General features: G+C 65.7%; 15 protein-coding genes and 1 pseudogene. 7 read left to right on the forward strand and 9 right to left on the reverse strand.

Annotation, left to right across the window (positions count from 1 at the left end; translation table 11 throughout):
- The first annotated feature begins 2 nt into the window (after positions 1 to 2).
- Positions 3 to 743 (forward strand): hypothetical protein, encoded by a 741-nt coding sequence (locus tag ACQP1O_RS17770; RefSeq protein ID WP_433566869.1) that lies wholly within the window; start codon positions 3 to 5, stop codon positions 741 to 743.
- 51 nt (positions 744 to 794) lie between these two features.
- Here the strand turns inward: ACQP1O_RS17770 and ACQP1O_RS17775 are convergent, their stop codons facing one another.
- Entirely contained in the window at positions 795 to 980 is a 186-nt protein-coding gene (locus ACQP1O_RS17775; protein ID WP_433566870.1) for a hypothetical protein, read from the reverse strand.
- A gap of 275 nt (positions 981 to 1,255) precedes the next feature.
- On the opposite strand from ACQP1O_RS17775, the gene ACQP1O_RS17780 reads away from it, so the two are divergent.
- From ACQP1O_RS17780 to ACQP1O_RS17795, 4 genes are all read left to right on the forward strand, one after another.
- The gene (locus tag ACQP1O_RS17780) at positions 1,256 to 2,428 is read left to right on the forward strand and encodes a hypothetical protein (protein ID WP_433566871.1); all 1,173 of its coding nucleotides are present in this window, start codon (positions 1,256 to 1,258) and stop codon (positions 2,426 to 2,428) included.
- A 652-nt stretch (positions 2,429 to 3,080) separates the two neighbouring features.
- Entirely contained in the window at positions 3,081 to 3,311 is a 231-nt protein-coding gene (locus ACQP1O_RS17785; RefSeq protein WP_433566872.1) for a hypothetical protein, read from the forward strand.
- Positions 3,308 to 3,445, forward strand: coding sequence for a hypothetical protein (locus ACQP1O_RS17790; RefSeq protein ID WP_433566873.1), 138 nt, complete (start codon positions 3,308 to 3,310; stop codon positions 3,443 to 3,445). Before ACQP1O_RS17785 ends, ACQP1O_RS17790 begins: the two co-directional genes overlap by 4 nt.
- Positions 3,446 to 3,563: 118 nt before the next feature.
- The gene (locus ACQP1O_RS17795) at positions 3,564 to 3,839 is read left to right on the forward strand and encodes a hypothetical protein (RefSeq protein ID WP_433566874.1); all 276 of its coding nucleotides are present in this window, start codon (positions 3,564 to 3,566) and stop codon (positions 3,837 to 3,839) included.
- 321 nt (positions 3,840 to 4,160) lie between these two features.
- Here ACQP1O_RS17795 and ACQP1O_RS17800 read toward each other — a convergent pair whose 3' ends face one another.
- Complete coding sequence (locus ACQP1O_RS17800) at positions 4,161 to 4,397, reverse strand: hypothetical protein (protein ID WP_433566875.1); 237 nt, start codon at positions 4,395 to 4,397, stop codon at positions 4,161 to 4,163.
- A gap of 482 nt (positions 4,398 to 4,879) precedes the next feature.
- Here ACQP1O_RS17800 and ACQP1O_RS17805 point away from each other — a divergent pair, with 482 nt between their 5' ends.
- Positions 4,880 to 6,238: a WS/DGAT/MGAT family O-acyltransferase gene (locus tag ACQP1O_RS17805; protein WP_433566876.1), complete on the forward strand. Its 1,359-nt coding sequence runs from the start codon at positions 4,880 to 4,882 to the stop codon at positions 6,236 to 6,238.
- Between the two features lie 53 nt (positions 6,239 to 6,291).
- Positions 6,292 to 6,915, forward strand: coding sequence for a TetR/AcrR family transcriptional regulator (locus ACQP1O_RS17810; RefSeq protein ID WP_433567715.1), 624 nt, complete (start codon positions 6,292 to 6,294; stop codon positions 6,913 to 6,915).
- Between the two features lie 80 nt (positions 6,916 to 6,995).
- On the opposite strand, the gene ACQP1O_RS17815 is transcribed toward ACQP1O_RS17810, so the two are convergent.
- The 7 genes and pseudogenes from ACQP1O_RS17815 to ACQP1O_RS17845 form a co-directional block, all read right to left on the reverse strand.
- Complete coding sequence (locus tag ACQP1O_RS17815) at positions 6,996 to 7,556, reverse strand: hypothetical protein (protein ID WP_433566877.1); 561 nt, start codon at positions 7,554 to 7,556, stop codon at positions 6,996 to 6,998.
- A gap of 177 nt (positions 7,557 to 7,733) precedes the next feature.
- The gene (locus tag ACQP1O_RS17820; protein ID WP_433566878.1) at positions 7,734 to 7,952 is read right to left on the reverse strand and encodes a hypothetical protein; all 219 of its coding nucleotides are present in this window, start codon (positions 7,950 to 7,952) and stop codon (positions 7,734 to 7,736) included.
- Positions 7,946 to 8,443, reverse strand: a complete 498-nt coding sequence (locus ACQP1O_RS17825; protein WP_433566879.1) for a hypothetical protein — start codon at positions 8,441 to 8,443, stop codon at positions 7,946 to 7,948. The genes ACQP1O_RS17820 and ACQP1O_RS17825 overlap by 7 nt, the downstream gene beginning before the upstream one ends.
- Positions 8,444 to 8,590: 147 nt before the next feature.
- Positions 8,591 to 9,361: a class II glutamine amidotransferase gene (locus ACQP1O_RS17830; protein ID WP_433566880.1), complete on the reverse strand. Its 771-nt coding sequence runs from the start codon at positions 9,359 to 9,361 to the stop codon at positions 8,591 to 8,593.
- Positions 9,349 to 10,332: a hypothetical protein gene (locus tag ACQP1O_RS17835; RefSeq protein WP_433566881.1), complete on the reverse strand. Its 984-nt coding sequence runs from the start codon at positions 10,330 to 10,332 to the stop codon at positions 9,349 to 9,351. Before ACQP1O_RS17835 ends, ACQP1O_RS17830 begins: the two co-directional genes overlap by 13 nt.
- 1,773 nt (positions 10,333 to 12,105) lie before the next feature.
- Positions 12,106 to 12,303: pseudogene (locus tag ACQP1O_RS17840) on the reverse strand (IS30 family transposase); the annotation flags it as partial.
- Positions 12,304 to 12,312: 9 nt separating this feature from the next.
- On the reverse strand, positions 12,313 to 12,762 hold the full coding sequence (locus tag ACQP1O_RS17845; protein WP_433566882.1) for a hypothetical protein: 450 nt from the start codon (positions 12,760 to 12,762) through the stop codon (positions 12,313 to 12,315).
- Positions 12,763 to 12,779 lie beyond the last annotated feature (17 nt).

Raw genomic sequence — 12,779 nt, forward strand, 5'->3', positions numbered from 1 at the left:
CGATGGGCAAGGCAGCATCCGGTCAGCTGCGAAGCGGGGTGACTGTGAGTGCCGACCGGGAGGGTGATCCAGCGCATCTGTTCGCGAACCCGTGTTACGGATTGACCGCGGTCTCGGAAATCACGACAGCCGATCGGTATCGTGGTGTGCGCGAGGGACTGATCGGGTTGTCGCACGCCTGTCAGGAGTGGTTCGTCATGACCGAAGCCCCCCGCCCGCGCCGCACTCGTTCTGCGGATCGTTCGCCGGAAGTCGTTGCGCGCCTGCAACGCTCACGCCAGCGCAGCTTGCAGCGTCGTACCGACGCGGCTGTACGAGAGAAGGCCATCACCCGCGCAGTAGGTGACTACCTCGCCGCCTGGAGCGCGATCACCTCCGTCGAGCAGCGCCGCGACAGCGACGTGGCCGCGCTACGCGCACAAATCGACAGCGTCATCACCGGCGCGGCAGCCGAGATCACCACCCACGAAGACGCACAGGCAGCAGCCGCGGCGGCGGTGCGTGCACACGTACAGACCGACGAGGAACTCGCCGATCTGCTCGAGATCACTGTCAAACGCGCACGCCAACTCCTGGCCGGATCCCGCGCGACCAACCCGGAACAGTCCAGACGCAAGACATCGTCGAAGAAGCCGGACCCCACGAGCCTGCCGACAAGAATTGACCCCGGATCCCGAAATTTACTCGCAGATAAGGCCTCCACCACGTCCGCCGACGGTATGCCGTCGCACGTGACCGAGTAAGGACGGTTCGAGCCGCTGCCCGGCCTTGATCGTGCGCCACGCCCGCGGCGTCTACTGCGAAGCGCTTACGAACGAGGCGCGTGTGGTCGTCCAGTCGTCGACCAAGCCCGGCACGGCGAGCAACTCGGCGACGAGCTGGTCGGCGCACAGCACGCATGGGACAAGGTAGCGGAGTTCGCGCGGACGATCGACGACACGGCAGATGGCGTCGGCCGCGCCGGTGATCGGTTCTTTCATGCCTGTAGCGCGTCAAACCGGGCAGATCCGGCAAGAAGTCCAACGAACACCCAGCGTCGGCCAATCGCGCCGGCCGCTCCGCAACCCCAGCACGCAATGCACCTGGGGGATGGCCCGCCCTGATGCATTCCAGCGGGCCCGCTGCGCGCTACACCGGCCGCTACAGCACCCGATCGTGGCTGGCGTATGTTCGGCACCGATCGAACGCAGTCGCTCACATAGTCCTCACAATTCGGGGCATGGATCGTGCCGCATCGCCGACGTAGGTTGCTGTTGTGTTCCTCAAAGCTTTTCGACTCCCCGATCCCATAAGTCGTTGGGGGGCGGCGATTTCACCGGCCGACAGTCCCGCATCGGCGCCTTCGCCACGCATCGTCCGCGGAATCGACGCTGTTCGCTCCACCATCCTGACCGTCGTCTTGACGATGACGGCAGTCCTGCTGAGTGGGTGTTACTACCTCGAACGTGGACCCGACCAGGCCGAGCATGACAGATGGTCACGCAAGATCGAGACTGCCATCCGGGCCCTGCCGGGGGTGACCGCCGCATCACACCAGTTCGAGCACTACGAGGGCAAAATCTTCCACTCCTCTCTCGACGTGCGACTCAGGGACGAGGCCACACCGGCAGAGGCCGCGTCCGTGGTGAATACCATGGGCACTCAACCGCTTCCGCGGCGTTTCCACGGCGAACCGATGAACGTCACCATCGGCCGGATGGCGGACTCCTATTCCGCGTACTGGCTTTTCGGCCGTGACGTGAGCCCTGAAGCGACCGCCGCCCACAATTGGGCGCGACTTTGGGCCGCCGGCACCGAAGTGCACTGGTCCTCGAGAGGTGGCGACGCGAGCCGCATAACCAACGCCATCGACGTCCAAGCAGGCTCCGAAAATGAACCCCACCGCGCCACCGCGGCAATGCGCAGTATCATCCGGGACTTCCCCGAACTGGCATCCAACCAGTGGACCGTATCCACCGTTCACAAGCGGGAGGGCTGGTTCACCTCTCAGTGGGCCACTAATCACTCGGAACGGACCCCCGGGTCGTATCCATGGCCCCACGATCGCCTCACCCCCCACCAAGAGCCCACCCCGCGCTTCCCGTCCAACGACGAACTCGACCTGTGGCAGTGGTTCCTGACCGATCAGCCCATCCCGTTCTTCGTTCAGGTGGCGGTCTACGATCCGCCGTTGGAAGGCCGCACACTGGCCGTCACCGTATTCCCTCCCGTGGGTGCGGAATTCACCGCCGCGCAGACCACACAACTCGCCGATCTGCATCTTCCCTACGTGGCTGGCTCCAGCGCTGTGGTCGACTACACGATTTACACACGCAACCGCTACCGCGGGGGCCCTTTCTTTTGGGTCGTGGTCGGCGGCTGCCAGACACCCGGGTCCGACGTCTTACCGGAGTCACAGCCCTACGTGCGTCAGTACGAACGCTGCTGATCCACGCCCAGCAACCGCCGAGTCGAGACAGTGCGTGGCGGCGGCGTGGTGCGCTGCAGGTAGCTCCTGAACCGGCAATCAGCGGGAGATGAGTGTGTTTGCCTGTCGGGCATCAACGACGGCATGAACTGATCCGTTCGTGCTCGAAGTCGATTCTGGTGCCCAACTTGAAGCCGGCGGCGGACGAGGTCCGGCCACGCCGCCCCCCGGAGCATCCGGAGGAGCTCATATGTTGGACCTGAACATCCAGCACGTCCTCAGCGGCGTCGAATACACCCAGGTCGAGATCAAGTTCGACACCGTTCCCCTACTCCTACGCCAGCACCTACGAGGTCAACGGCGTCACCGCTACGGGACAGCGCCGCTTTTTCCGCGGCGTCGGCAGATCGTTGTGGGGCGGTCGCGCCATCAAGGGTCTGCTCGTCTGGGTTCAACCTCAGTTGGGCAAGGGCTACGAAATCGTGGACTGAGGCGGCATCGGCGAACCCGATGACCGGCCCGCCCAACCCAAACGCCCCACACCACAACGAGTTACCCCAATGATGTCTACCCTGTCCGCCGCCGCTCACGAGGTCGACTGGTTGGTCGTCGGCCGCGCCACCATCGACATCGCCGCCCAGGCCCTCGGCGCACTCATCCGCGTGATCTTCTGATGCCCGACGAAACCTGCACCCCCGAACGTCTCCGCGCCTGCGAGATCGAGATCGTCGATCGCGTACTCCCCGGGACCGACCCCGCCAAGGGACCCGGCGTCATCGTGCCAACCGAAGTCCGCATCAACGGCGTGCCCGTCCTCGCCCGCGGCGGTCGGCGCGTTACCGTCCAGGGGATTGCCCTCTACAGCGGCGATTGTGTGTCAGTGACGCTGACGCTGTTCGCGTGACGCGTGTGCATCGGCGAGGAACTCGCCCCGGATCCGATGGAGAAGCGATCATGACCCTGAAGTACCCGATCCTGTATCTGCCGCTGGACTGGTGGGCCTCCGTGCTCGCCCAGCTCATCTACGGCCCGCACTGACCGGCGATGCCATCCTGACCGACGGATCGCGCCAACTGGAAAAGGCTTCCGCAAACTGCCAGATGCCAAGGGAGGCAAGGCCAATCCCGGTTTTGCCCACCCGATGGGAAGGTGGTGAGTGGACTCGCTCCCCGAGACCGAGATCGTGCTCGTCGGATCGGCCCTCATCCTGACCGAGGTCGACGAGGATGACGCGCCTGTACGCAACGCGGAAGGCCAAATCGCACGGCAGTTCCGCTACACGATCGTGCCCGACGATGAGGCAGACCCGGCCGCAGAGCGGTACTCGGAACACCTGCCCGCGAGCCAGGTCCTCTTGGGGCAACTGGTGAACAACATCGTCGAAACCACGAGCCGATCCGCGTGCGAGTGCAGAGCATCGGTTAACGGGTAGTCGGGCGGTGCTGTTGGTCCGCGCACCCATTCGAGGAGGACCGCCCATGGCCACCCGCCGCACCACCACACAGAAGGGCCTCGGCTGGAAGCAGCAGCAACAGCGCGAGGCCCTGCTCGCTCGGCACCGCGACGGCCAACGCTGTTGATGGTGCGACGAGCGGATGTACCGCGACGGCACTCGCAACCAGGATGGCGAGAGCCTCGCGGCCGACCACTCGCACGCTCGGTCCAAAGGGCGCCACCAAGGCCGACCGCCTGCTCCATCGCGTGTGCAACAAGGCCCGCGGCGACGGATCGCGCGACCACTTCCGGGCGGCGCTCAGCCAGGCGCGCGGACGCCGGTCACGTCGCCGCGGTCGCGGACGCCGTTGCGGACGCGCCGCTCGATCCGGTCGTCCTCGAGGGCGACAGCCAGGCCGTGAACGATCAGGGTCTCGAATGCCCCGCCCGCGCTCTTGGCGCTGGCGCGGGTGCGGCGACGCGGCGCGCAGATTCGCGCGCCGAGCGCGTCGATAACCGCATCGGTGTCGTTGTAGTGCCGCGCCTGCGGTGTCACTGTCCCACCATGACCGATCCGCAGGCCACTCGGAGCCATTCGCGTTCGAGTGCCCTCAGGCTGGCCGCAGTGCGTGTCCAGGGTGCCCCTCGTCCCGACTACTCGCCGGTAGCCCAATGATGGCCGCACTCCGTGTATGACCGGGCGGATCAGAGTTCTTGGACGTGCGATCAGTGTTTACTGTTCGCACACAATTAACGAGACGTAACGGTTGATCAAGACCGTGACGTGCCGGCTGACGCTAGACTCGGATTCACCCCTCCAGATCGAGGGCTTCACCGTTGCAGGCTGTCAGCGCCGACACGGTGTCGCGCTCCGTGCCGCGATGCACGGAATCACCAGATGTCCGGGATCGACGCTGTGAGCTGTTGGCATGCCCCTACCTGCCGGCGGCCGCGTCGGGCACCGACACGACTCGGGAGGAATCCGTGGGCCAGCAACACACCCCGACCGCCATCTCGACCGCACGCGCTATTGGCCGTGTGAGGCAGCTTGATTCGCTCGATCTGCACCTGCTCGACACCGAAACGTCCACTACGCCACTGCATATCGGCGCTATTATGCTGCTCGACTCTGCGGCGTCGCCGAACGGGCCGCTCGATGCCGAAGCACTGCGACGGCTTTTCGCAGAGCGGCTGGCCCTCGTCGCGCCGCTGCGCCGCCGGGTGCGCACAGTTCCGTTCGGATTGGACCTGCCCTACTGGGAGGACTGTGCAGAGATCGACCTGAAATACCACGTCCGGGATATCCGGCTGCCGGACGGCGCCGATGATCGAGAACTCGCCGAGTACGTCGCGCGCCGCCATGGTCAGCCGCTCGACAGGTTGCGTCCGCTGTGGGAATGCCACCTCGTGTCCGGACTCTCGGACGGGCGGCAGGCCGTATATATGAAGGTGCACCACGCGGTGATCGACGGTGTATCCGCCGCCGAGATCATGGCCGCAATACTGGATATCTGCGAAACACCCTCCGCCACACTGCCGTCGACTCGGGAGGTAGGTCGCGGCCGGACACCGTCGACCGTCGAGATGCTCGCGCGCAGCCTCCCGAATGCGCTCACTCGACCGGCAACCCGATGTCGCGCCGCCCTGCGCGCCGTGCCGACGCTGCTGCGTTCGGCCGATGACCTACGCACCATGCACCCCGAGGTACCGTTCAACGGTCCTCTCACCAGCGCCCGTAGCGTCGCGTACACATCGCTGCCCCTCGATGCGGTGAAAGCTGTCAAGAACAGCGTGGATGGGACGGTCAACGATGTCGTGATGGCCTTGTGCACCACCGCGTTGCGGAGCTGGATGCGCGACCGGGGCTTGGCCACGGACCGACCGCTGCTGGCCGCCATTCCCGTATCGGTGCGCACGCCCGAGCAGTTCGGCACTGCGGGAAACCAGTTTTCGCTCATGCTCACCACGTTGCCGGTCTCCGAGACCGACCCTCGTCATCGAGTGAAACTCCTGCGGGACAATCTGCTTGTCGCCAAACAGCGATTCCGCACCCAGTCATCGAAGTTGCTGCACGAGGTCACCACACTGGCGACACCACTGCTGCACGGCATGCCCACCCGAGTGGTGATGCGGGCGGCTGCGTCCAGGCTTCCTCTGGTCAACCTGCTCGTCTCGAACGTGCCCGGGCCACAGATGCCGTTGTATCTCGCGGGAATCCGCGTGCTCTCGAGCCACCCTGTCTCGGTGCTCACCGAGCTGTCGGGCTGCCTGAACATCACTGTGATGTCCTACGACGGACACCTCGACTTCGGAATTCTCGCCTGTCCCGACACCGTTCCCGACGTCTGGGACATCGCTCGCAATCTCGAGGACGCACTGGCCGAACTCCAGGCCTGACCGACCACACGGAGCAGGACGTGACCGCCGAACCTATCGATTACGAACCGCCGATACTGCCGCGGCAGTCCGGCACATTCGTCGTGAATGCCAGGCGTGCGCTGCGGCGACAGCGCACCCTGGCAGCAGCGACCGAGGTCTTCGTCGCACGCGGCTTCCACGAGGCCACGATGGAGGAGATCGCGCTTCGTGCGGGCTGGAGCAAACCGATCCTGTACAAGGAATTTTCGGGAAAGCTGGAACTGTATCTGGCGGTGTTGCAGCACCATATCGACGCATTGACCGACGCGGTGCAGCGGGCACTGCGCTCGACCACCGCGAATCGGGACCGGGTCCGCGCCGCGATCCAGGCTTACTTCGACTTCGTCGACCATGAGACGCAAGGGTTTCGGCTGGTCTTCGATTCCAATGTGCCGAGCGAGCCCTCGGTACGGTGGCGAGTCGGACGCGCAACAGACGACTGCGTGACAGCGGTCTCCACTGCCGTCGCGCACGATTGCGGATTGAGCCCGTACCGATCTCGCATGCTCGCCGCCGGGCTGGTCGGCGCCAGCCAAATCGCCGCGCAGTACTGGCTCGACACCGGCCGTGGTGTCCCGAAGGCCGACGCCATTGCGGCGGTGATCACCCTGTGCTGGGGCGGATTGTCGTCCGTACCGCTGCAGTCGACCGAGTGACTGCGCGCCTGTGAAGCGCACCCGCGGCGTCTACCTCGCCGTGGTTGTCTTCAGACCGCGGTCGCCCGATCGCGGTCGGGTCATCGGCGGTGTGTGAGCCGCGTGAGATCCAGGGCGGCTGCCACCAGGTCCAGAACGGTCCGCTCGTGTTCGGCCGTGCCACGTATTTTCCGTAGCCGCAGGACCTGGATCCCGCGCAAGGTGACGCCGTATCCGGAGGGCTCGGATTCGTCGGCGCGGTAGTGCACGATCTGGTAGTCGCGTGCGTCGATCAGCACCGAATACCATTGGTCGGCAGGCTTGCCCGCCCTTGTGGCTTCGTCGGACTCGGGGCCGGGCGCGGTCCATTGCCGGCAGTCGCATTCGGGGTCGTCGCACGGGGTGATGCGTGCGGCGACCGCGTTGGAGCGGTAGGTCGTCATGCGGCCGGCCAGCATCGGGCAGCCGCGGGTGGAGTAGGCGGCGCATTCGGGATGTAGTCCGGGTTCGGGGGCGATTCCCCGGATCCAGTCCTGGGGTCGGAGGAAGACCACGACCCGGTTGCCGGGCCCTTCGCCGTCGCCGAGCTCTTCTCCACACACCTGGCACAGGCGCAGCGCGAGCACCACCGCGTACCGCCCTGGATCGATCGCACCCCACACCGGTGAGACGCGGCCACGGTGACACAGCGTCAGGTACGGGATGTCAGCCCTTGCGCGGTCGGGGCGCTGTGCAGGTGGGCGGGAATGGGCGGTCGGGACGAATTCGACGATGACGCCTCGGAATTCACAGTGATCTCCTCGAAGTGGGTGGATCGATCCGGCAGGACGCGGTGGTGGCTAAGACGCGGTGTCGTGGTGCGTGATCGGGTGTGCCGACAAGGTCACCGCGATCGAGCGTGCCGGTCGGGTCGCGGACTCCACCCGGACATGCACCACCGCGATGACGGCGCCTGGACCCGCAGGCTCGGCGAGCCAGGGACCGAAGGTGGTGGGGTCGAGTTCGGGCAGTGCCGACTCGATCCACGAGATCAGTGCGGCGGCGTGGGAGATCACCATCGCGTGTGGCCGGTGCGCGGGTCGGTGTTGTGCACGGCGACGACGGTCGGGGCGGTGGGGGCGTGCGCGATCGTGGACCGTGTGAGAACGGCCTGATAGCCGCCCGCGGCCCACCCTCCGTCCGCGATGACGAACCGACCCTCCGGGGAGAGGTCGACCGGCAGGAGGCACCATCGGATGCCCGGGTCCCCGACGATCGGGAAGTAGTCGTCTTCCCAACCGATTTCACGGCTTCCGTCGGGTCGGACGCGGACGACCTGGGTGGCGCGCTCGACCGAGATCAGTGCCATGCACGGCGCGGTGACGGTGGTGGCGGCCGGCGGGGTGATCGCCGCGAAGGCCGCTACCGGTGTCGCGGGTTTCGGGTCGGTGGCGAAGCAGGCGCGGTAGCCGACGACCAGCGCCCGCGCTGTCGGTGGCTGCGGGGCGACCTGCTGGTAGCGGGGGTCGATGCGCAGCCTGGCGATGTAGCTGTTGGGGTCGGGGTTCACCGGCATCACCGCCGGGCCGTGCGGTGAGATGAAAGGTGGTGTGTCGGTGCGGGATCGAGGTGTGTGGTGCAATGAATCACCGGGGAATTCCGTTTCTCGGCGTGCTGCCGGAAGTGCCCTGGGTGGGGGAGCGGTGTACGCGGGTGTTCAGGCGGCCCCGGAGAAGGTCAGGTCGGCGTAGCGGTCTGTCCCGGTGAGGAATTCGCATTCGCAGTGCGGGAATTCGTGCCAGCATTGGTCGCAGAATCCGCATGCGGTGCAGTGGGGTCCGGGGCGTGCGATGTCGAATTGGCTGCAGTGGTCGCAGTAGTCGTAGAGGTAGGCGCCGGGTTGGTGGGCGGTGTCGAGGTCGCGCCACTGGTAGGAGTGGTTGGAGTACCAGATGCCGTCGCTGCTCCAGTGCCCGTGGTGTTCGTTGAGCAGATAGGCGGTGTGTTTGTAGCGGGGGTCGACGGTCAACACGATCATCTTGTCTCCGGCCAGCCAGCTCTCGAGCCCGCTGCGCCCCGTCCAGGAGTCCAGTGGCCCGAACGGTTCGAGGGGGAGGAAGTCCTCGGCGGCCACGCGGGTGTCCGACCGCGGATCCCCGGGTCCGGGGTGCACGATGGCGGGCAGCACCCCGTTGTGGGCCATCACCGTGCGTTCGTCACCCCCGATCGCGAAGGGGTGGCAGTTCTGCTCGGTGATGAACCCGTGGGTGGCGAACCGGGAGTGGAACAGCGCCGGGCCGTCGGGGAATTGGGAACGGACGAAGTCGAATTCATCGATCATGAGGGTGGGGTCGAGTCCGCGGCCGATGAGGATCTGGTTGTCGGTGACGATGGCGTAGCCGTGGCCGTGGGGGTTGGCGATGGCGCCGTCGTGCAGGGCGTCGAGGTCGGGGGTGATGGCGGGTTTGTAGAAGGTCAGGATGCACACGAGAGGGCCTCCATTTCCGCGAGCAGGGGCAGATAGATGCGGTGTCGGCGCACCCAGGTGACGAACGCGGTCCATTCCCAGCCGCGCCGGCGGGCGAGGTCGGCGACGGTGAGGTCGCGGGTGTATTCGACCGAGGCGGCCACGAAGGCCAGGGCGGCTTGGACTTGTTGTGGGTGTAGGGAACTGGCGAAGATGCGGACTTCGAAGGTGTCGGCGGGGCAGACGTTGATGGCTTGGTAGCGGCCGTAGCCGAAGCGGTCGCCTTTGGCGAAGTTGACGATCTCGGCGCGTGCGTCGGGGTCGAAGCTGGCCCAATCGTGGCTGCGTCGCCGTGCCAGCCGGGTGGCGAAGGATTCGTTGCGGTAGACGAACTTCATCCACCGGTACACGTGCGCGGGTGAGGAGAACCCGTCCCGCGACACATGGACGTGGATCCCGACCTGGTCGTCGGTGTAGGCGCCTCGAAGACGGAGCTCCCGCAGGACATTCCAGGGAAACCGGTCCAGGGCCCACGTGTAGCTCATCGGGTGGGTGACCAGTTCGAATCCGCCGCCGTAGCCGATGGACCCGTCCTCTTTCAGATAGCCGGCACTGCCGAGCTGGTCGACGGCGAGATCGACGCAGTCCCCGAGCGCGTGGCCCGGCGTCTTGACCTCGAGTTCCAATCCGAGATAGACCGGGCCCTGGCCGTGGAAGACCGGGTCGGGTTTGAAGGAGTAGTCGTGGATGCGGTCCTCGTAGCGTTCGACATCGCACGAGGTGCAGTAGGTGCCCTCGCCGCTGACGAGGCGGTCGCAGTCCGCGCACTCGCGGTAGACGTCGGCGCAGTCTGTGCAGACCTCGTCACCATTGTCGACGGTGCGCAGTGAGCGGGCGAGGCGGCGGCAATCCGAACAGCGCCAATAGTGGTCATCGCTGCACTGCTCGCAGACCACGCCGTTGTCGACGGTGTCCTCGCCAGCCGCGGTCAAGCGTTCGCAGCATTCACACTTCGACCATCGGGCAGCGCACTGCGGGCACAAGGTTGCGTCGTCGACCGTGCGGCGAACCTCGGTGGTTCGCTCACCGCAGTCGTCGCAGAGCGGAAGGACCTCACACACCCGGCAGTGGCGACCGTGAGCGTGCGTAGGTGGATCTTCGGGGAGTTCTGCAGCACACGTCGTGCAGAAGGCAAGTGCCGTAGGCGAATTGGACATGGATATGGGCCTTCCTGAGCGAAGAAGAAGGACGGGCGGGGCGTAGGCAAGCCGGAAGCCGGACTCGTGTGCTCGGGCGCATGGCACCGGAGCCGTGTGGCGTGCGAATGCCGCCGAAGAAGCACGGGGCTCGCGCATCGACGACGGGCGAATCGGCGCCCGACGTGCGTGCGCATGCGACCGGGCGCGGACGCCACCAGGGGATCAGGATTCGGTTCCGCGGGCTCGCGAAGTGCGGTCTAGCGGATGTCGCTGCGGCACAACGCCATAGCAGGCATGCTCACGCGCTGGTCACAGTCGCAGTCTGGAAAGGCGTTGGCGAAGTGACCAAGCCACAACGCCCGCAGTAGCGGCTGCGACGACTGAAATCGACGTGCTCAGCGATCACACTGCCGATGGGCTGGCGACCTGGTTGCGGGCCCATCCTGGTGTCGAGATCATCTGTCGCGACCTGCTGGCGCATACGCTAACGGCGCTGCGAAGGGGGCACCGCAGGCGATCCAGAGCTGCGGCAAGCAATTGGGTGGAACGCACATTTGGCTACGCCGTCGTTCGCACCTACGCCGGCCGCGACGGGAAATCTGCGGCACCAACGGCGGGATGCGTGAAATCCGACCGCCCCGAAGTCGCGGCGGCGCCCTCAGTCCTGACCGAGGAACTACACCCCGCTCATCTCAACAGAGGCAGAGCGGCGAACAGTCCACTCCTTCGGAGAACCGCAGCTCCACCGCCACGCTCATCAGGCCACAACCCGGGTACTCGACGCTGTTCTCCCTCAGGGGGAACGGTGGCACGCAGCTCACGGCGATTACGCACAGTGCCGATTGCTCACAGGCGCCCCCGTGGATGGTGAAATAGCCGAGTACGGGATCACCGCGGCGATCCCCGCCGAGATGCTGGCGGCGGCGCACCGCTGGCGATCGATGCGCCAGAGCCGGGCCCCCACACTTCGAACGCGGCCAACGGCACTGCTGGTGTCGGCGACAGGTTGATCTGCAGGCCGTCGGCGATCCCGGGCAACCCCGGAACCCCACGTAGGTCGGTTATATCGTGCCCAACTCCGCCCAGCTGCTCTACTCGAGACAGAGTTGGCCTGTTCAACCGGCCCTGAAAGGATGTGCCCACCTGGACGCTATCGCCGCAATGGTGGCTGAACCCGGCGGCCCGGACAGGGAAGTAGTAGTGCACACGGCATGGCACCGGGCGGAGGTTCTCGCCGGCCAATGGACCGATCTCGTGGCCGAGGTCGTCGACGGACAGCCCTGCTAGCCAGCAAGCAGGGACATTGAAGATTTCTGAAAACACTGACACTTCAGGTACTTCCGCTGATGGTGCAGACCGTCCCTTTCGCGCGAGTGCGCGACTTCACACGCTCTAGCCCCTCTGGTGTGATTTGCCAGAAGCGGCGATGGTTCACAGTGCCGGGAGCCAAGTCCATCAGCTCGGGCTGCGCGGCCCGATGCTCCAACCGCAGTCAGTTCCGCCGAGCCACTGTTCTTACAACGATGGCAGGCTCAAACGGTCAGTGCGTCACTGCTGTTCAGGTGTTCAGGTGTTCAGGTGTTGAGGTGTTGAGGTGTTCAGGTGTTGAGCGTAGACCTCGGCGGGACTGCGGTAGCCGTGGATCTTGCGGGGGCGGTGGTTGAGTTCGTGGGCGATGGTGTCGAGGTCGCTTTGGCTCCAGCGGCGCAGGTCGGCATTCTTCGGCAGGTATTGGCGCAGTAGGCGATTGGTCCGAGCCGATGTGTTGTGCACTCATGGTGGACCGGCGGTGGTATCCGGCTTCCGCTGTGCGCCGGCAGGATTCACCACACGTTCCAGCGCCTGCAGATCTGCCTCGATCGACCGGAACAGCATGTAGGCGATGATGAACGCGGCGATCGCGCCCACGCACACCACCCGTACCGCGCCGATCATCAGCGGCATATCGTCCGGTGGCAGGACCGTCACCGCCGCCACCGCCAGCAGCGGTACCGACGCCACCAGGGCCAGAAGCAGGGTGCAGTGGCGATCGAGTCGGTGCAGGTGCGCCGCATCGTCCGCGTCGATGTCGCCGTGCCGCAGGAACATCGGGTAGATGCAGCGCACCATGTAGAACGTCACCAGGAAGAACGGATACGCTACCGCCATCGCGCCGAAGACCAGCAGATCCACCAGTAGATGCAGGACTGCCTGTCCGGTGAGCTCACCGGTCGCGAAGTGCATCGCGATCGGAAATACGA

Source organism: Nocardia sp. CA-151230 (genome assembly GCF_050942175.1).
Taxonomy (GTDB): Bacteria; Actinomycetota; Actinomycetes; order Mycobacteriales; family Mycobacteriaceae; genus Nocardia.